Source organism: Cryptosporangium minutisporangium (genome assembly GCF_039536245.1).
In the GTDB taxonomy this organism is placed as follows: Bacteria; Actinomycetota; Actinomycetes; order Mycobacteriales; family Cryptosporangiaceae; genus Cryptosporangium; species Cryptosporangium minutisporangium.
On sequence record NZ_BAAAYN010000001.1, the window covers coordinates 170,151 to 186,851 of the forward strand.

The following is a 16,701-nucleotide window of genomic DNA, read 5'->3' on the forward strand; positions in this document are numbered from 1 at the left end:
TAGCATCGATCGGTGGGCATCCTCTGGACCACCGATTCGGGGCCGGACCCGTCGCTGCGGCAGGTATTCGCTGCCGACCGGCCATCTGCCATCGCGACGGCTGTGGTCGGTGGAATCGACGTCCTCGTCACGCTGACGGACGAGCACGAGGATTTCGACTGCCACCTTGGAGAGCTCATTTGGCGGTCGTCAAATAGAGGGCAGACCCCACCGCTAACGTCGAATCATGGGCTTCCGGGTTCTGGCGTGCGTGGTCATGGTGACGCACTTCGCCTTCATGGGGCTGCTAGTTTTCGGCGGGTGCCTGGCCTGGCGGTGGCCGCGGGCGCTCGCCCTGCACGTGCCCGCCGTCCTCTGGGCCGTCACGACGCTGATGGTCTCCATCCCCTGCCCGCTCACCCGGCTCGAGAACGCGCTGCGTGCCCGCGGCAGCTGGCCGCACCTAGCGCCGGGCGGGTTCCTCGACCACTACATCGAGGGCGTCTGGTTCCCGGAGGAGTACACGCCCCTCGTCCAGGCTGCGGTTGCCGTCGCCATCGCCGCCTCGTGGGTCGGCGTTGCGATCACGACAGGCCAGCGGAGGAGGATCACCGCCCGGTAAGGCGTCAGTCTCGGCGGTGTCTTCGACGGGAGCGGTGGCAGCGCTGGCTCGACTGTCACGGCGATCGATGGTGTTGGCAGTTGTCAGCGCTGTGATCAGCCGATGTGCACTGCCGCAGGTGGCGCTCGACATTGACCCATCTACGAGCGGGCGGTGTGTTGGGGCTTTGGTTGTCAATGAGTGGCTGGACAGCTACTAAAGGCTCATCCAGCAGTGAAGTGACTCGCCGTGCTCACGGGCCCGGGTGGCCAGCGCGGTGAAGTCGGCGATCACTTCGCGAAGAAACTCATTGTCGGCGTAGCCGCCGAACTCCTCAACGGTTGCCCACCGGTCGGCAAGGCCCGGCACCTGATCGGCAGGGATGCCAGCAAGTTCGTCTCGGGCGCGGTCGTCGAGGACGGTGACCCACGGACCCTCGTGGGCCATGTCCTGCTCTCCGCCCTCCGGCCAGATCAGGCGCTCGTCAACCAGGCCTGGGCGCCACTCCTGGTCGGTCGCGAAAGCGACCAACTGGCCGAGAATGACGCACGGGTCAATGGTCTTCAGCTCGATTCCGTCGAAGACGCCCGGCACGGGTGAGGCCGCGTCGTTCTCGTTCATATGACCGCGCACCTCGGCCTCGCTGGGCGCCCGGAAGTAATCGAAAAGAACACCCACTGCTATCCTTTCCAGGTCGGATCGAAGCTCACGAGCGTCGGATCATCCGGCCACCGTTCTACTGTCGGACGCTCGGGACTTATTGCGCCCACGCCGGCCGTTCCTAGTCCATCCTTCGCTGACGAAACGCTGGCTCACCACAGTCCGCGCTCGCGGGCGAGGTGCTCGACCGCGCCCGCTGCCTCCCTCAAGTCCACGCCGGTAAGAGCGCGGTATTCCTTGATCACCGCCATCCTCCGCCCATTCCGCAGGAACTCCACAACGCCGGTCAGGTCGGGTTGGTGCGGCTCGACACCCAGGCGCTCGTTCACGACCGCGAGCTGACGTTCGAGCGCGGCGAGCCGCGCGTCAGTCCGTCGCTGATCGCTGCCTCGATCGAGGTAGCCAGCCAGCAATGTCCGAGCCAACCATCCCACCACCACGATCACCGCAATGGTGATGAATGCGGCATCCTTCATGTGGGTTATCAAAGCAAGTGCCCCATCGGACGCAGGGAGCGGCCGACTGTCCGGGCGGCTTACTCGTCTGCCGCTGCGGGGCCCTGCGATAGTCCTCGCGTGACGTTCCCGCTGGAGGCGCTGGAACCAGAACCACTACTACTGCGGCGGGAAAGGGTCCTCGACGGATACTGCTCCGTCGACCGGTGGCCGTCGTCGCCGACGGCGAGCGAAACGGACGCGGCGTATCCCCGGGCAACCGGTATCGCGGTAGCCGGCGTCAAGCGCCCGGCCGACCGGCACGCCAACGGCGGCGCCTGTCGACCGCGCGCTCCAGCGTCAGGACAACCACTACCATTTCGAGCGCGGACCGCCAGCCGAATCGGCCCTCCGGGTACTCCCCGAGTGTGTCGAGCGCGACGAACACTGCCACGAGGAGATAGCCGACGGCGGCACGGCCAGCCTTCCGATCGCGAGTAGTGACCGTCCTGGCCGGCAACTCCTGGCACGACCGTCGTTCGCCTGTCATCCCTGCCCCAGGGCACGGCGGACCAGATCTCCCCGATCCGTCCAGATCGCCCGCGCCTCGATCCCTTCGGCGAGCAGGCGACCGAACACCGGGCTGCGTGCGGCTGCGCGGCGTATCAACGCGACTGCCTCGTCGGAGGGAATGCCGTCGACCCAGTCCTCCACGACGCCCGCACACAAATGCACCCGCGCGTCGTCGCCGGCCGGCGCGGCCTCGACGATCCGGATCACCAGCTCGGTCGAGGCGACCGGATCCATCATGACCTCACCCAAAATGCGAAAGTAGGCCACCGACGCCGGCGAGGGGTCATCACGATCCTTGAGACGCCAGGCGCGATCACCTGCCCCGCCTGCCTGCTCGGCACGGTAGCGCCAGTACAACCCCGCGTCCGACCCGGTCACCTCAACCCTTCCCAGACGCAAGCGCCGGGGTCTGTCAGAGGAGCCTCGGTCGACTCGATTGGTTAGTAGGAAGCTACCTACGTGAGTGGCCTGAGCGAACGTAGCTCGTGCCGCAGTCATTGGGTAAGGACGTGGGTTCAGCGATCGATGTGTCGGTCGAGGTACTCGGCGGTCATCCGCCAGTGCTGGTCGTCTTCGTACCGAAGCCCGCCCAGGGCTGCTCGCCGCGCGGCGCCACGACGCAGTCATATGAACCTAACGCCCATCGCGGTTACGGCCATATGCCGTCGGCGCCGTGCCGCGAACGCACGCACACGCCGCTGAGCCGATGGAACTGGTCGGCGGTGTAGTCGACCTCCGTTCCGCACGGAAGCGATTCCAGTACCTTCCGAACTCTCTCGCCTCAGGTCTGCAGAGCCTTGCGTTCGACCTCCATGGCTTCGAGCCTCCGGTTCAGCGACGGGGGAAACGCGCGCCTGTACTTCGCCGCTATCTGCTCGACGACGCTCGCAGCCGCTATCAGTCGCTCAGTGTCGGAGTCGTCGGTCGCGGGATCGCCGAGGGCCGACAGCGCCGGTCCTAGGTTCTCCTGAATCTCATCGGGCATGGAGTCGAATAGCTCCATGTCGTCCGTGAACACCAGGTCGACAAGCGCTTGCGCCGAGTCACGGAATCTACGATCGTCGCCCACTCGCTACCCCTTGATGTCGTGTCGTAGCCGATCTCCGGCTCGGCGAGGCGTGGCCGGCAAGTTACCCAGCTGGGAAGCCCGGTAGTTCCGTGGCCACGGCTCGCTCGTGCCGCGCTGCGGGCCCGCTCATGGGACTCGAAGATGCCGCGCTGGCGACCTCATTCCGGTTCCACATCCATGCTGCAGCAAGCTGAGCTGACGTCCCTCGCTGTCGGGGGCGGGACGTGAGGTCAGCGGATGGCCGAAGCCGTCGGCCTTGAAGGCCTCCGGTGAGACAACGGCCATCGCCCACTCGATCGGTCCGTAGCGGCACCAGCGCGCAGACCGACCGCAGCCCAATCCACTGCAGCCGTCGCAGCGTCGGCGATCGCGGACAACGGTGCAGCGGCGGCTGCCACGATCAGGCCCCACGACGCGTGCCTCGCTCACAACTGACACCTAACCGCGCGTGACCGCGATTGTTCGTCAGTTCCGACTGCAGGATCGCCCGGACGGACGCCACGATGTTCGCGAGGGCTGACCGCGGCCGGGTGTCCCGACGTAGGTCGCATCACGTCCGAATCAGCGTACGAACGGGGTAAGGATGGCTGCCAGTGCTTCGTCGGTCGGTTCCACGTAGTGCTTGGTGCGGTCGTCCTCGTCGTAGCTGAGGTGGGTCGCTGGGCACTCACCTGCTTTGGTGCTCATGCGTCGGTCGAGCAGGCTCTTGCCAGTGCGCGACTCCAGAATCTGGATGCGCCACGTCGTGTCGTACAACACGACGGTCACCGGCGCGCCGTCCTCGAAACTGTCGTTCATGGCGCAGGTCTCGGCCGACGCCGTCGCGGCCACGCGCTCGCGGCAGAACACGAGGTCGACGTTGTTCACGTCGTCGCCGCCGGCGTACCACACGTTCGGTGGGTCGCTCGGCGGGCTCTCCTGCACATGCCAGATCGAGTCGTAGTACAGGTACGCGACCGAGTGCTTGGCACCCTTGGCAGCCGAGTACGCAGGCAGGCCCCGGAAGCCTGGCTCGTCGATGCACACGCGCCGGAGCCGCACCGGTTCGGGCGGCAGGGTGAGCTCGGGAGTGGGAGACACAGACACCTCACTGCCCGCGTCGGCGACCGGTCCGTCGGACAGTCCGCATGCCGTGGTGGAGAGCGCCAGTAAGGAGGCGGCGACGGCAGCGCCGTTTCGAAGTTGGACGATCATGACTTCCTTGTGACGAGGTGGCTGGCCACGCCCAGGCTAGAGAGGCACGCAACCGTGCATGCGGTGCGCACCAGTTCGGCATGACACTGCGCTCCCAGGCGCGCTGGTGTCCACCACGAAACCACTCAGCCGCGGTGACAGCTGCGAGCACCAGAATCAGTCATCACCGCCCGCACTGACGTCATCACGGATGGCACCCGGAAACGGGTTCATCCCCGTCCGATGAACCGCGAAAAACCGCCGACGATCCACGCAGAGTTCATTAACCGTCTGAGCGGTCCAACGCAGTACCAACAAGTCCGACTGGTCAGTGGTCGGTAGCCCCTGCCGCGTCGAACGCGGCCGTCAGTTTGCGCATCGCCGACGCCGCGCTCTCCGTGGCCGTGGGTCCCAGCGCGGCCAGGCTACTCATCAGCGCCACCATTTCCGGGAAGTCCAGCGTCAGCGCGATCCGTCCCGGCGGCAGCGGAAGGCTGACGCCACCGGCCCGGCCGCGCCGGGTGCGCAGCGGGATGCCGCTGGAACGAAGACGCTCGACGTCACGGGCGATCGTCCGCGGGGAGACCGAAAGCTCACGGCCGAGCACGGCGAACGGAACTAGCCGGCCACGTGCCGCGCTCAGCCGCTCGACGATGACTTGGTGCCGTTCGACCCGGCGGAGCACCAGGTGCGCGTCCCGGGACGACGCCGCCAGATTCGTGGCGACATCGTGCCTACCGGCGTGCTCCACGGTTCTCAGCGTATGACGACACTAGCGCGTCGTCTTTGCTGTTTAGCGTTCCCCGCATGACTGATGCACTGCAGACAGCCCACGACTTCTTCGACCGGTACGCGCACGCGCTGCTCGCTCGCGACGAAAAGGCCGTTGCCGAGCTGTATGGCGTGCCGTCGCTCATTCTGTTCCCCGGCCAGGCGATCGCGGTCAGCGAGACCCGGCAGACCGCGGAGTTCTTCGCCTCGTCGTGGGACCAGTACGACGGCGTCGACACCGTCGACAAGCGCCTCACCGTGCTGGCCGAAGCCCCCGGCAGCCTCTGGGTCGACGTCACTTGGAGCTACCGCGGCGCTCCGCGCGAACGGTTCTGTTACCAGCTGGTGGAGGGCCCGGCGGGACACCGGATCGCCGTACTGACCCCGCTGGAGCTATGACGGCACCCCGCCCCGGGCTCAGGGTGCGGCGACCGCCCGCGGCAGCTGGATCACGGCCCGGGTTCCGCGGGGCTGGTTCGGCGTCAACCGGATCACGCCGCGGTGCGCGTGGACGATCGCGCGGCTGAGCGCGAGCCCGAGCCCGGCGCCCGGCAGCTGCTGCTCACGGCTGAGCACGGTCCGGTAGAACGGGCTGAACACCTGGTCGTCCTCGTCGGTCGGGATGCCGACCCCGGTATCGGCCACCGCGATCTCGACCTCGGTGGTGTGCACCGGCGCCGTGGAGAGCGTCACCGAGCCGCCCGGGCTGTGCGAGACCGCGTTGCGGAGCAAGTGGTCGAACACCTGCCGGAGCCGTTCGCCGTCACCCTCGACGGTGAGCCCCGGCTCGATCCGCGCGTGCAGCGTGACGTCGGCCTCCTCGGCGGCCGTGCGGGTGTCCCGCAGCGCCGCGGCGGCGATCCCCGCGACGTCGATCTGCTCCCACACCAGGTCGGCGTGGCCGGAGTCGAGCGCGGCGAGGTCGAGCAGCTCGTCGATGATGTGCCGCAGCCTGCTGGAGTTGCGGTCGATGACCTCCAGCAGCCGCTGGGCGTCGGGGTCGAGGCCGGGCGTCTCGGCCAGCAGCTCGGTGTAGCTGGCGATCGAGGTGAGCGGCGTGCGGAGTTCGTGGCCGACCAGGAACAGGTACTCGTCCTTGCTGCGAGCCAGGGCCAGTTCGGCGTCCTCGGCCCGGCGTCGCTGCAGGAACTGCGCGACCTGTCCGGCGATGCCGGAGAGCAGGACCGCGACGGTGTCCCCGGCGTCCGCGGCCACGTCCGTGTAGAAGCAGAGGACGCCGAGCGTGGAGCCGCCGTTGGGCACCGGGATCGCCACTCCGCTGCGGAGCCGGGAGTCACCGACGCCCTCGGCGGAGATCAGCGCGTCCGGGGCGTCCAGGTCCTCGATCCACACCGGCTGGTTGCGATGCCACGCGGTGCCCGCTAGACCGGACCCCCGGCTCAGCTGCGGCGGCACCCGCAGACCCGCGCGGTCGTCGTCGCGGTAGGTGGCGATCGGACGCAGCACGTCCGCCTCCTCGTCGGCCAGCCACAGTTCGGCCGACGACCAGCCAAGCGTGCGGCAGACCGCGCGGAGAACGATAGGCCCGGCCTGTTCGATGCTGTGCGCCTCGACCAGTGCCTCGGCGACCGCGCGCTCGGCGTCGAGGTACCGTTCGGCACGGCGCCGGCGGGTGGCGTCCCACACCGACAACACCGCGCCCAGCTGCTCCCCGCCCGCGCTCCGGAGGGGCTCGGCGTCGGCGAGCAGCACCCGGTCGTCGCCGTCCGGAGCGGCCAGCACGATCTCGACGTCCCGGACGACCTCCCCCGCGAGCGCGCGGGCCAGCGGCGCCGACGCCGGCTCGTCCGGGCGGTGCCGCACGTGCAGGTGCTGGTCGAGGCCGAGCCGACCGAGTGCGGTGTTCGCGAACACCAACCGGCCGTCCGGATCGCACCCGGCCACGCCGACCCGCAACCGGTCGAGCATCGCGTCGAGGTAGACGCGCCGACGGTCACACTCGGTACGGGCGCCGAACTCGCTCACGAACGTCGAGCAGAGCCGGGCCGCGCTGTCGATGCCGGCCAGCTCATCGGCGCTCCAGCGGCGCGGCTCGTAGTCCATCGCCGCACAGACGCCGATGTTCTCGCCCTGCGCGTCCCGGACCTGGAACCCGGCGTAGGCACGGCCGCCCACGTCGGAGATCGGGGAGTTCGGCGGCACCCGTTCGTCGTCCCCGACGTCCTCGATGATCACCGGCTGCCCGGAGGCGAGCACCAGCGCGCCGATCGTCCGGGACGGCGGCAGACCGCCCGAGGGCTGCCAGCCGTCCGGGAGGCCGTACGCCCCGACCAGCCGGAGCTTCTCGCCGTCGGCCAGGTACACCAGGCCGGCTGCGGCGTGGGCGGCGCGGGCGGTCAGGGCCGCGAGGTGGGCCGCTGCGGAGTCGGCGATCGATAGCCCGCTCAGGTCGAGCGACCGCACGGGCATTCCGCGAACGACGAGTTCCGACGGCTCGACCACTTTCGGCGATCGCGACTCGCGCCTCGTCATCCTTGCGCCCTCCGGGAATCCGCTCTAACGGAGCAGCATAGCATTCTCTGCGCAAAACGGACTTCACCCGGCGCTCCGTTTGGCTCGTAGAGTGACCCCATGGCAGAACCGGTGAAGGGTCCCGCGTCCTACTTTCCCTCGATCGAGAAGAAGTACGGACGACCGATCAGCGAGTGGCAGGACCTCATTCGCACCTCGCCGTTGACGAAGCACCTGGAGCTGGTCAACTGGCTCAAGGCCGAGCACGGGCTCGGCCACGGCCACGCGAACGCCCTCGTCGCCCACACGTTGCAGGACAAATGACCGACTACGCTGCGGCGCTCCTCGACCAGGACCGGCGCTTCGCCGAGCAGCTGCGCGGCGCCGAGCTGGACACGCCGGTACCGACCTGCCCCGATTGGACGCTCTCCCAGCTGCTCCGCCACCTCGGACGCGGGCACCGGTGGGCCGCGCAGATCGTCCGGGAGCGGCGGGACTCCCCGCTCGACCCGCGCGTCGTCGAGGACGGCAAGCCGCCGGCGGACGAGGACGGCGCCCTGGCGTGGGTCGGCGGCGGCGGACAGATACTGCTCGACGCGGTGGCCGGCACCGGTCCGGACACGCCGGTCTGGACGTTCCTCGGCCCACGCCCGGCGGCCTGGTGGATCCGGCGGCGCCTGCACGAGACGACCGTGCACCGCGCGGACGCGGCGATCGCGCTGAGCGTCGAGTACGACCTAGCAGCAGAGCTGGCCGCGGACGGCGTCGGCGAGTGGATCGACTTGATCGCGACCGAGACGGTTACCGGCGCCCGCCCGCAACAGCCGCTGGAGACCGACCTGAGCCTGCACCTGCACGCCACCGACATCGACGCCGAGTGGACGCTGCGCGGCACGCCCGACGGAGTGTTCGTCGAACGGGAGCACGCGAAGGCGACCACCGCACTCCGCGGGCCGGCGCGTGACCTGCTGCTGGCCATCACCCGCCGCCGTCCGGTCGGGGAGACCGAGGTCGAGCTGTTCGGCGACGAATCGGTCTGGCGCACGTGGCTGGAGCGCACGCCGTTCTAGTCTGCGGGCACGAAACGGACGCGGCGGGTGGCCGGGTCAGCCTCCTGCAGACGAACCCGCAGCCGCTGACCCGCCCGTAGCCCCGGCCCCGCACAGCGCGCCCACACCGGCGGCTCGTCCAGCGCGACCGTGCCGCTCTTCCCCTCGCCGGAGACGTCGACCACCGCCGCGTCGAACTCCTCGCCGACGCGGTCGGCGAGGAGCACGGCCTCGGTGAGGTCGACGACCGCGCGCTCGAACTCCCCCGCCCGGCGGGTCGCCGCGGCCATCGTCGCGGGCAGGCCGGGCAGCGCGGCCAGCACCCACTCGGGCACCGGCGTCCCGGCGTACAGCGCGAGACACACCTCGGTCGCGTACCGGTCGGCTAGCCGGCGCAGCGGCGCCGTGACGTGCGCGTACGGTGCGCCGACACCTGCGTGGAACGCCTGCTCCGGCGCCCCGTCGGTGAACGGCGTGTAGCCGGAGCCGCGCAGCAGCGAGGCTGCGAGGTCGAGGAACGCGGCGCCCCGCGGATCCGCCGGGTCGACGCTCGCCACCACGCGCCCCGGCGTCGCGCCCGCCGGCCAGTCGACGCCGAGGCTCGGCGCGACCGCGCGGAGCCGCTCGACGTCCTCCGGCGCGGCCGGTGGCAGCGTCCGCAGCAGGCCGATCCCGCCGCCGAGCATCAGGGCTGCGGCGCACTCCCCGGTCAGCAGCGAGACCTGCGCGTTGTACCGTTCGGCCGGGCTCTGGGCCCGCAGCACCAGTTTCCAGCCGCCGTCGTCGGTGTGCTCGACGTCCTGCTCCGGGACGTCGAGGTCGATGCCACCCCGCGCCAGCACCCGGTCCAGGCGCACCGTGCCGAACCCGGCGAGCCCGGTGAGCGCCTCCGGGCGGGCACCGGCCTCCACTTCCGGATAGGAAAGCTGCGCAATGCTGCGGACGGTGGCCCGCTCGACCCGGACGTCCAGCGGGGTGGCGTCCGCGTCGGTACGGATCGTCCAGACGACCGCGGGCCGGACCTGGTCCGGCAGCAGGCTGGCCGCGCCCTCGCTGAGCACCGCAGGGTGCAGCGGAACCCGGCCGTCCGGGAGGTAGAGCGTGACGCCGCGCGCCGCGGTTTCCCGGTCGAGCACACTGCCGGGCCGCACGAACGCGGCGACGTCGGCGATCGCGTAACGCAGCAGGAACCCGTCGCCGTCCGGCACCAGGTGCAGTGCCTGGTCGAGATCGCGGGATCCGGGCGGGTCGACCGTGACGAACGGAACGTCGGTGAGGTCGGTCCGCGGAAGGTCGGCCGGCGGGGCCGCAGCCTCGGCGAGCGCGTCCGGGGTGAAGTCCGGCGGGGTTTTGAGGTCGGCGCGGATCGCCGCGAAGTCGATCTCCGGCGCCCGCAACCGCCGGGTCGGGACGCCCGCCGCGGGCCGGGCGATACCGGTGTCAGCCATCGTCCGCACGTTATCAGTCGGCCGGGCGCCGGCCGGGGCGGCGCCGCAGCCGGTCGCCGACCGCCAGGAGGATCCGGTCCCGGACCAGCACGAGCAGCGCGACGACGAGCGCGCCGAACACCAGCGGCAGCAGCTGCCCCTGACCGAGCCGGTAGGCGGAGTGACCGATGCCGCTCCGCAGGATCCAGGGCAGCAGCACCGACCGCAACTCGGTCTCCCCGGTCACGGCGACCGTCGTCTCCTCCTCGTCGTCGGCCAGCCGATCGACGACGCCGGTGGCCTCCGGATACGTGGCGACCACCATCTTGCGCGGCGCGACCAGCGCGAACGTGGAGCCTGCCGCGGGCACCAGCCGCAGCGAGTCGCGGACGACGACCTCCGGGACGTCGATCGTCGTCGCCGCCGGCCGCAGCACCGGCCGAGCGGCCAGCGCGGATCGCTCCCGGGCGAGGACCACCGCCCCGTCGGGCCCCGGCGTCGCGCTCCAGCGCTCCTCCGCCAGCCCTGCCTGCAGGTACTGCCAACGCAGCCCGCCGCTCCGGAGCTCCTCGTCTGCGCACCCACGGGCGACGCAGTCGACCACGCGGGCGTCGATGCCGAGCTCCGCCGCGACCGTCGACACGTCGAGACGACCCGCGGCGACGAGCGCACGCAGGTCGTCGTCGGGGGTGGCGGTGGCGCGCGCGGCGTCGTCCGGAGCCCCAGCCAGGTCGGCCAGCGCGTCGGTGAGCGTTCGATCGACGCCGGAGCGCAGCTCCGGATGGGCGGTGAGACTCGGGTGGATCGTGATCCGGTCCTCGATCCGCCAGATGCCGTGCCGCCACGACGCGGTGCCCGCGTAGCGGACCGCGGCGCGCCGATCCGGGCCGATGCCGGTCGGGGGATCGTCTTCGTCGCCGGTGCTGAGCAGCACGGCGATGACGACGAGGGCAGCGGCGGCCAGAAGCCCGGTGACGACGACTGCCCAGCGCAGCGCCGCGCGGGGACGGAACCGGATCAGCGCGACGAGGGCTCCGATCAGGACGCCGAGCGCCACGCCCCGCGCGAGGGACCAGAAGCCGCGGGCGGAGAGGACCGCGATCGCGACGGCGGTGACGACGACCGCGGCCGCGACCACCGCGAGGCGCACACGGGGGGACGGCCGCGGCACCCGCCGCGCGCGCTCGGTGGCCCCGCCCCGGCTGCCCGCCATCCGGCCATCATGCTCGCCGCCCCGAGGCGGCAGTACCTCCGCCGGTGCCGTCCGGGTCCCACGAACGGATACCGGCGGTGGCCGCTTACGGCCGGTAGGTGAGCAGGACGATGCGGTCGTCCAGCACGGTCGTGCCGGCCAGCCGCAGGCCGGCCCGTGGATGTCCGGTGTAGGCGGGCTCCCGTCCGTCGGCCCCCAGCGTGAGCGGGAAGACCATCAGCCGCAGCTGGTCGACCAGCCCGAGCGCCAGCAGGCTCCGCACCAGCGACAGGCTGCCGATCGTCCGCACCGGCGCGTCGGACTCCCGCTTCAGCGCCGCGATCCCCGGCGCGATCCCCGCCGCCGGGTCGGTGCTCAGCACGCGGCTGTTCGCCCAGTCGAGCGGTTCGCGCAGCCGTCCGGAGACGACGACCTTCGGCAGCGCGGTCATCCGGACGCTGCTCGGGTCGGTGGCCGCGGCGGACATGTCGGCCATCAGCTCGTAGGTCACGCGTCCCATCAGGAGGGTCTGCGGGCGTGCGGTCTCGGTGGTGATCCACGCACCGAGGTCGGGGCCGTAGTACCCGAAGAACGGGCCGACGTCCTCGCCGGCGGCGAAACCGTCGACGGAGACGAACAGGTCGGCGATGAGCTCCGCCACGGGCAGCTCCCTCTCGTCGGCGGTTCGGTGCCAGCCTAGGTCGGGAAGCTGAGCGTTCTCACATACTTCGGAACCGCGGACGGCCACCGACCGATACTCGGATGCCGCTCGCGCGGTCGCCACGATCGTCGTCAGGGAGTGACCCACCGCACCGATGCACCAGTACCAACAGCCCTACCGGGTTGTCGACGCGCAGAACCAGGGATGGCGGCTGACCACCGGCACCGGCAGGTACGCGCCGGACTTCGGCTTCACCCGTGGGTTGCCCGCCGCGGTCAGTCTCGCCGAGCTCGCCACGAGCCGCGGCCCGATCCGGCCGGTGGTGCCGGCCCCCGACGCCGACCGTCTGGTGCTGCTGCGCGCGTTCCGGGACGCCGGGGACAAGGCTGCGGTCTCGTTGCTGGTCGCGCTGGCGGAGGTCCTCCGGCAGGCGGGCGACGGCACCGACCACGACACCGCCCGGCGGACGCTGGTCGCCGGTGCCGAGGAGTCGTGGGAATCCGCCCATCTGACGATGCTGCTCGGCGGTGCAGCGATGGGGCCGGGCACCACGCCCGCCGGGTACGACCCGGCGGCCGTCGGCACGATCGTGTGCGTCCTGGGGCCCTGGGTCGTTGGAAGCGACGTGTACGTGGAGGTCGCGCAGACGCTCTCCGCGGTGTTCGCCGACTACCTCGACGAGGACGTCGACGGCCGTCCGCGGGGGTGGGGTGGCGCGGCGGATCCGTCGCTCCAGCCCGGCGCCACCGGCTTCGAGACCAACGGCGGGCGGCTGCTCTACAGCTGGCTGGCGTCCCGGTCCCGCCGGAAGCGGGCGCACACCGTCGGCTGGTAGTTCGGCGCCGCCGGGCTCACCGCGTGCCGCTGATCGTGGTCGGACCGGCGCCGGCGACGCCGTCCAGGCCGACCCGGGTGGTCAAGCCGACGTGGTCGGACGCCCAGATCTTGGTGTCGTCCTCGGTCGTCAGCTGCTCGGCGAAGAGGGTGTCGGAATCGAGGACCGGGAATCGCGCCTCGTCGCCGCTGAGCAGGACGTAGTCGATCCGGTGACCGGTGGCGCCGGCCGGCAGGAACTCCGGGTGATAGGTCACCGCGTCGCTGTCCCGGAACGGATCGCGCCACGCACCGTCCTCGGTGATCAGCGGGTAGAGCTTCGAGTCGGCGGCGATGTTGAAGTCACCGCTGACCACCGTCAGCGTGGTCTCCGGCGACCGGACCTCCCGGAGGAACGTGTGCAGCACGGCGACCTGCTCCTCGTGGAATCGGTAGTACCGGCTCCCGGGCGACCAGTCGCCGTCCTTGTTCGCGGTCAGGTGCGCGTTGCCTATGACGACGTTCCACCCGGAGATCGCGGTGGCGAGCATGCCCTGCCGCCGGGCGTTGATCGCCCGCTGGGCCCGGAACGCGAGGCTGCTCGTGCGGGGCGCGGTGCCGCTGAACGAGCGGAATCGCGGCTCGTCGAGCGGGTATCGGGAGAACGTCACCAGCCCACCGGCCGGGCCACCGTGGACCGCGCGGCGCCAGGCCGCGAACGGGAACGACGGCAGGTGCCGCCGGACGGTCGCGAGCGAACGGCCGCCCCAGACCTCCTGCAGGTTGAAGACGTCCAGGTTCGACGCTTCGATCCGGCGGCCGATCTCGGCGGCGCGGACCTCCAGCGGTGGGAGGCGGGAGAGCGCCGGCGGTAAACCGCAGATGTTGAGGGTGGCCAGGCGGAGCGTCGCCGGTCTCGTAGGCATGTGGTTCAGGGTGGCACGCCTCTGACCACTTCACCCGCTGTACTCTGCGCGCCGTACCGCTATCGCTCCGGAGGTTCCCGTGCGGCAGAACCCCGCCCGTCGTCACGCGCTGCTCGACGCGGCCATCGAGGTACTCGCGAGGGACGGCTCGCGCGGCCTGACCCTCCGGGCGATCGACAAGGAGGCCGGCGTCCCGACCGGCACCGCCTCGAACTACTTCGCCAACCGCGACGAGCTCCTCGTGCAGGTCGTGCGGCGCACCCGCGAACGACTCGCCCCGGACCCGGACGCCGTGGCCGCGACGATGGACCAGCCGCCCTCCCCCGCGCTCGCCACCGAACTCATGCGGCAGCTCCTCGCCCGCCAGCGAGCCGACCGGACCAGCAACCTCGCGATGCTGGAGCTCCGCCTGGAGGCCACCCGCCGACCGGAGCTGCACGCCCAGCTGAGCGACTTCCTCGCCACCGAGCACCGGGAAGTGGTGGACTTCCACCTGGACGCAGGGCTGCCCGGCGACCGTCTCGGCGTGGCACTGCTGTACTTCGGGATGCTCGGGCTGATCGTGGACGACTTCACGCTGCCGGCGATTCTCGAGCCCTACGACGTCGACGAGCTGATCGAGCAGCTAGTCACCCGACTTCTCCGCCAGCGCACCTGATTTCCACCCTGCGGACGAGTGACCTGCAACTTTCGTCGCGCAGCGTTGCGGTGTGGTGTGCTCCTGTTGCGGAGAGTGGGCGATCGAGCCGGTCGTGCTCGACGACGTGCCGCGCCTCCGGCTGTCGTGCCGCGGGTACCTCGTCGGGTACTTCACCGCACCCGAGACGATCGCCGCCGAGCTACGCCGTCAGGGCGGCCCCGATCTCGCCGACTTCCGCGCCGCCGCGTAAGGGCGGGGCCAGCGCTACCCGAGGGTGGGGCCACCGGCCAGATCACCCGCGCCTACCGCCCGAGCTGACCGGAGCTCGGTCGGCGGCCCGGCGCACGGACAGCCGCGCTACCGCTCGGCGGCGGTGAGGAGGAACAGCGCCCTGTCGGGGTCGACGACCGTGCCTGCGGCCGGCCTCGTGCGCACCACGACGCGGTGCGCCGGCGGTGTCGGTTCGGGGGTCCAGAACTCCCCCGACGGGGCCAGGACGGTCGTGAAACCGGCTGCCGCCAGTGTCTTCTGGGCGACTACGAGGTCTAGCCCGACCACGTCGGGCACCGCGACCCGTCGGCCGGTCGCGGTCGCCGACGGCGTGGGAACGGCGGGCGCCGACGAGGTGCGCGCGGTCGACGGGGTGGGCGCCGGATCGCTGCCGCCCGGCGAACACGCGGCCATCGCCGCCAGCAGAAGGGCGGCGCCGACGATCGGACGGACGCTCATGGCGCCTCACCGTAGGCGACGGCGCTCGCGCCCGGAGCGTTTCCGTCCGGATGACACCGACCGTTGGAGGAGCGTGGGGAAGCACGCGCCGCGGCCGAAATCGCCGTGACGGACGTGGTCGCGCGCTGCCAGGATCACCCGGTGCACGCCACCCGAACCGAGCTCCTGCGCTGGCAGTTCGACCTTGCCTGGTCGCTGCTCGACTATCACCTGGAGCGCCTGGAACCCGAGGACTTCCGGTGGGAGCCCGCCGCACTGTGCTGGACGGTCCGGCGCGACCCCGACGGCGCCTGGGTCCCGGACTGGGCGGACACCGAGCCCGATCCGATCCCGGTGCCGACCGTCGCCTGGCTCACCTGGCACGTCGGATGGTGGTGGACCGTCACGCTGGACCACGCGCGCGGCCGGACCCCGCGGGAGCGCACCGCGGTGACGTGGCCGGGAGACGGCGCACCGACCGTGGCCTGGCTGCGGGACCTGCGAACCGAGTGGCTCTCCGTTCTCGACCGGCTCACCGACGACGATCTGGATCGGACGGCGCCGTTCCCGTGGCCGGACGACCCCGAGCACACGGTGGCCCACCAACTCGCCTGGGTGAACGCGGAGCTGATGAAGAACGCCTCGGAGATCGGCCAGCTGCGCCTGCTCCGCGCGACCGGCTGATTCTCAGGCCAGCGTCACCAGCCCGTAGTCCCCGTCCCGCCGCACGTAGAGCACCGTGCCGCGGTCGGTGGCCACGTCCGTGAAGAAGGCGAACGGCCGCTCGCCGCGGGCCAGCCGGACCGCCGCCACCTCGACGCGCAGCCGCGGCGCCGGATCCCGCTCGATCGACACGGCGGTCGCCGGGCACGCGTCCAGCGGGCACCGCCGGGCTTGGACGAGCCGGTAACCGGTCGGTCCGGCCCGGTGGACCAGCGTGTCCACGCCGGTACCGGCATCGCGGAACAGCTCGAAGTCCCGGTCCAGCAGGTCGAGCACGGCGATCGCTTCGTCGACCGTGCAGTCACCCGACACCACACCGGGCACCCGGATCCGCGGTGCGGCGGGCAGCGAGGCGGCCGCCGGCCTGCGGTAGGCGTCCGCGCGGCGGTCCTGGTCGAGACGCTCCAACGACGCATGCAGCTCCTGCCGGAGCTCGTCCAGCCCTTCGTAGGGGTTTCTCGCGGTGGTGTGGACGCGAATCCGCACGCCGTTGACGTTGACGGCCGCGTACGCCGCCACCGGGCGGGACAACGCGGGGTCGGCGTAGCGCACGACCCGCACGTCGGCCCGCAGAACCGGCTCCCGCCGGGACGCGATCGCCGCCCGGACCGCTGCTCGTGCATAGCCGGCGACGTCGGCGGGGAGCTGGCCGTCGAGCGTCACCCCGACCGCGTAGCCGCGCTCCGCCGTCGTCATCGGGGCGAGCTGGTGCTGCACGACCGTGGCTTCCTGCGTGGTCATCGTCGACCTCCTTCACCGTCGAGTCTCGGCGTCACCCGCCTGCCGACCCAGGGTCGAAGGTCCCGGATGGTCAATCGGCCGTCACCGAC

The 16,701-nt window shown here is 71.2% G+C and carries 21 protein-coding genes; 8 read left to right on the plus strand and 13 right to left on the minus strand.

Translation table 11 applies throughout. From position 1 onward, the window contains the following. The first annotated feature begins 226 nt into the window (after nucleotides 1–226). Nucleotides 227–601: a DUF2784 domain-containing protein gene (locus tag ABEB28_RS00920; protein WP_345725972.1), complete on the plus strand. Its 375-nt coding sequence runs from the start codon at nucleotides 227–229 to the stop codon at nucleotides 599–601. 195 nt (nucleotides 602–796) lie between these two features. Here ABEB28_RS00920 and ABEB28_RS00925 read toward each other — a convergent pair whose 3' ends face one another. From ABEB28_RS00925 to ABEB28_RS00950, 6 genes are all read right to left on the minus strand, one after another. After that, nucleotides 797–1,258, minus strand: a complete 462-nt coding sequence (locus ABEB28_RS00925; protein WP_345725973.1) for a hypothetical protein — start codon at nucleotides 1,256–1,258, stop codon at nucleotides 797–799. Between the two features lie 134 nt (nucleotides 1,259–1,392). After that, on the minus strand, nucleotides 1,393–1,716 hold the full coding sequence (locus tag ABEB28_RS00930; RefSeq protein WP_345725974.1) for a hypothetical protein: 324 nt from the start codon (nucleotides 1,714–1,716) through the stop codon (nucleotides 1,393–1,395). A 504-nt stretch (nucleotides 1,717–2,220) separates the two neighbouring features. Then, nucleotides 2,221–2,625: a hypothetical protein gene (locus ABEB28_RS00935; RefSeq protein WP_345725975.1), complete on the minus strand. Its 405-nt coding sequence runs from the start codon at nucleotides 2,623–2,625 to the stop codon at nucleotides 2,221–2,223. Nucleotides 2,626–3,028: 403 nt separating this feature from the next. Continuing rightward, the gene (locus ABEB28_RS00940; RefSeq protein WP_345725976.1) at nucleotides 3,029–3,316 is read right to left on the minus strand and encodes a hypothetical protein; all 288 of its coding nucleotides are present in this window, start codon (nucleotides 3,314–3,316) and stop codon (nucleotides 3,029–3,031) included. A gap of 561 nt (nucleotides 3,317–3,877) precedes the next feature. Beyond that, entirely contained in the window at nucleotides 3,878–4,510 is a 633-nt protein-coding gene (locus ABEB28_RS00945; RefSeq protein ID WP_345725977.1) for a hypothetical protein, read from the minus strand. 307 nt (nucleotides 4,511–4,817) lie between these two features. Next, nucleotides 4,818–5,240: a helix-turn-helix transcriptional regulator gene (locus ABEB28_RS00950; RefSeq protein ID WP_345725978.1), complete on the minus strand. Its 423-nt coding sequence runs from the start codon at nucleotides 5,238–5,240 to the stop codon at nucleotides 4,818–4,820. A 56-nt stretch (nucleotides 5,241–5,296) separates the two neighbouring features. Between ABEB28_RS00950 and ABEB28_RS00955 the strand changes: the two genes are divergently transcribed. Continuing rightward, nucleotides 5,297–5,659: a hypothetical protein gene (locus tag ABEB28_RS00955; protein WP_345725979.1), complete on the plus strand. Its 363-nt coding sequence runs from the start codon at nucleotides 5,297–5,299 to the stop codon at nucleotides 5,657–5,659. Between the two features lie 18 nt (nucleotides 5,660–5,677). On the opposite strand, the gene ABEB28_RS00960 is transcribed toward ABEB28_RS00955, so the two are convergent. After that, the gene (locus ABEB28_RS00960; protein ID WP_345725980.1) at nucleotides 5,678–7,684 is read right to left on the minus strand and encodes a sensor histidine kinase; all 2,007 of its coding nucleotides are present in this window, start codon (nucleotides 7,682–7,684) and stop codon (nucleotides 5,678–5,680) included. A 168-nt stretch (nucleotides 7,685–7,852) separates the two neighbouring features. Here ABEB28_RS00960 and ABEB28_RS00965 point away from each other — a divergent pair, with 168 nt between their 5' ends. Next, nucleotides 7,853–8,056, plus strand: a complete 204-nt coding sequence (locus ABEB28_RS00965) for a DUF4287 domain-containing protein (protein ID WP_345725981.1) — start codon at nucleotides 7,853–7,855, stop codon at nucleotides 8,054–8,056. Next, a complete protein-coding gene (locus ABEB28_RS00970; protein ID WP_345725982.1) occupies nucleotides 8,053–8,802 on the plus strand; it encodes a maleylpyruvate isomerase N-terminal domain-containing protein in 750 nt (249 codons plus the stop codon). The genes ABEB28_RS00965 and ABEB28_RS00970 overlap by 4 nt, the downstream gene beginning before the upstream one ends. Here ABEB28_RS00970 and ABEB28_RS00975 read toward each other — a convergent pair. The 3 genes from ABEB28_RS00975 to ABEB28_RS00985 form a co-directional block, all read right to left on the minus strand. Next, nucleotides 8,799–10,229 (minus strand): RNB domain-containing ribonuclease, encoded by a 1,431-nt coding sequence (locus ABEB28_RS00975; RefSeq protein WP_345725983.1) that lies wholly within the window; start codon nucleotides 10,227–10,229, stop codon nucleotides 8,799–8,801. The two genes, ABEB28_RS00970 and ABEB28_RS00975, sit on opposite strands and share 4 nt — an antisense overlap. 13 nt (nucleotides 10,230–10,242) lie before the next feature. Further along, nucleotides 10,243–11,421, minus strand: a complete 1,179-nt coding sequence (locus tag ABEB28_RS00980) for a hypothetical protein (RefSeq protein ID WP_345725984.1) — start codon at nucleotides 11,419–11,421, stop codon at nucleotides 10,243–10,245. A gap of 85 nt (nucleotides 11,422–11,506) precedes the next feature. Continuing rightward, nucleotides 11,507–12,061, minus strand: coding sequence for a dihydrofolate reductase family protein (locus tag ABEB28_RS00985; RefSeq protein WP_345725985.1), 555 nt, complete (start codon nucleotides 12,059–12,061; stop codon nucleotides 11,507–11,509). 154 nt (nucleotides 12,062–12,215) lie between these two features. Here ABEB28_RS00985 and ABEB28_RS00990 point away from each other — a divergent pair, with 154 nt between their 5' ends. After that, complete coding sequence (locus ABEB28_RS00990; RefSeq protein ID WP_345725986.1) at nucleotides 12,216–12,896, plus strand: hypothetical protein; 681 nt, start codon at nucleotides 12,216–12,218, stop codon at nucleotides 12,894–12,896. A 16-nt stretch (nucleotides 12,897–12,912) separates the two neighbouring features. Here the strand turns inward: ABEB28_RS00990 and ABEB28_RS00995 are convergent, their stop codons facing one another. Further along, a complete protein-coding gene (locus ABEB28_RS00995) occupies nucleotides 12,913–13,800 on the minus strand; it encodes an endonuclease/exonuclease/phosphatase family protein (protein ID WP_345725987.1) in 888 nt (295 codons plus the stop codon). Between the two features lie 79 nt (nucleotides 13,801–13,879). Here ABEB28_RS00995 and ABEB28_RS01000 point away from each other — a divergent pair, with 79 nt between their 5' ends. Further along, nucleotides 13,880–14,458, plus strand: a complete 579-nt coding sequence (locus ABEB28_RS01000; RefSeq protein ID WP_345725988.1) for a TetR/AcrR family transcriptional regulator — start codon at nucleotides 13,880–13,882, stop codon at nucleotides 14,456–14,458. A 52-nt stretch (nucleotides 14,459–14,510) separates the two neighbouring features. Further along, nucleotides 14,511–14,690: a hypothetical protein gene (locus tag ABEB28_RS01005; protein WP_345725989.1), complete on the plus strand. Its 180-nt coding sequence runs from the start codon at nucleotides 14,511–14,513 to the stop codon at nucleotides 14,688–14,690. Between the two features lie 107 nt (nucleotides 14,691–14,797). On the opposite strand, the gene ABEB28_RS01010 is transcribed toward ABEB28_RS01005, so the two are convergent. Next, nucleotides 14,798–15,169, minus strand: a complete 372-nt coding sequence (locus ABEB28_RS01010; protein WP_345725990.1) for a PASTA domain-containing protein — start codon at nucleotides 15,167–15,169, stop codon at nucleotides 14,798–14,800. A gap of 141 nt (nucleotides 15,170–15,310) precedes the next feature. On the opposite strand from ABEB28_RS01010, the gene ABEB28_RS01015 reads away from it, so the two are divergent. After that, nucleotides 15,311–15,832, plus strand: coding sequence for a DinB family protein (locus ABEB28_RS01015; protein ID WP_345725991.1), 522 nt, complete (start codon nucleotides 15,311–15,313; stop codon nucleotides 15,830–15,832). A gap of 3 nt (nucleotides 15,833–15,835) precedes the next feature. On the opposite strand, the gene ABEB28_RS01020 is transcribed toward ABEB28_RS01015, so the two are convergent. Next, nucleotides 15,836–16,612, minus strand: a complete 777-nt coding sequence (locus ABEB28_RS01020; RefSeq protein WP_345725992.1) for a sigma 54 modulation/S30EA ribosomal C-terminal domain-containing protein — start codon at nucleotides 16,610–16,612, stop codon at nucleotides 15,836–15,838. Nucleotides 16,613–16,701: the final 89 nt, after the last annotated feature.